This is a genomic window from Fundicoccus sp. Sow4_F4 (assembly GCF_052116145.1).
In the GTDB taxonomy this organism is placed as follows: Bacteria; Bacillota; Bacilli; order Lactobacillales; family Aerococcaceae; genus Fundicoccus.
Window position 1 is genome coordinate 1 of the sequence record NZ_JBQKLQ010000022.1, and the last position, 723, is coordinate 723.

Sequence of the window (723 nt, forward strand, 5' to 3'; positions counted from 1 at the left end):
AAAAGATATAATTAAACCGAGAATTGACCGAGTCTATAGCAATATAGATGAAATAAAGCAAGACCAAGTAATAAACCGATACGAAAGTATCAGCGCAAAAATGTGGTTAAGAAACAAAGGGCGCACGGTGAATGCCTTGGCACTAGGAGCCGATGAAGGACGGGACGAACACCGATATGCTTTGGGGAGCTGTAAGTAAGCACTGATCCAGAGATTTCCGAATGGGGGAACCCAACAATCGTTATGGATTGTTACGCGAAAGCGAGGTAGACGCAGAGAACTGAAACATCTAAGTACCTGCAGGAAGAGAAAGAAAATTCGATTCCCTGAGTAGCGGCGAGCGAAACGGGAAGAGCCCAAACCAGTGTGCATGCACACTGGGGTTGTAGGACTCCGATATGGCAAGAACAGACATAGCAGAATCATCTGGGAAGGTGAGCGTGAAAGGGTGAGAGCCCCGTATGCGAAATGTGTGTGAAGCTTAGGAGGATCCTGAGTACGGCGGGACACGAGAAATCCCGTCGGAATCCGCCAGGACCATCTGGCAAGGCTAAATACTCCCTAGTGACCGATAGTGAACAAGTACCGTGAGGGAAAGGTGAAAAGCACCCCGGAAGGGGAGTGAAAGAGTACCTGAAACCGTGTGCCTACAAGTAGTCAGAGCCCGTTAATGGGTGATGGCGTACCTTTTGTAGAATGGACCGGCGAGTGACGATAGTTGGC

1 rRNA gene is annotated in these 723 nt (G+C 49.0%); it reads left to right on the forward strand.

The window, feature by feature from the left end:
* Positions 1-104 precede the first annotated feature (104 nt).
* Positions 105-723 (forward strand): 23S ribosomal RNA (locus tag ACTQ5J_RS13490); the annotation flags it as partial.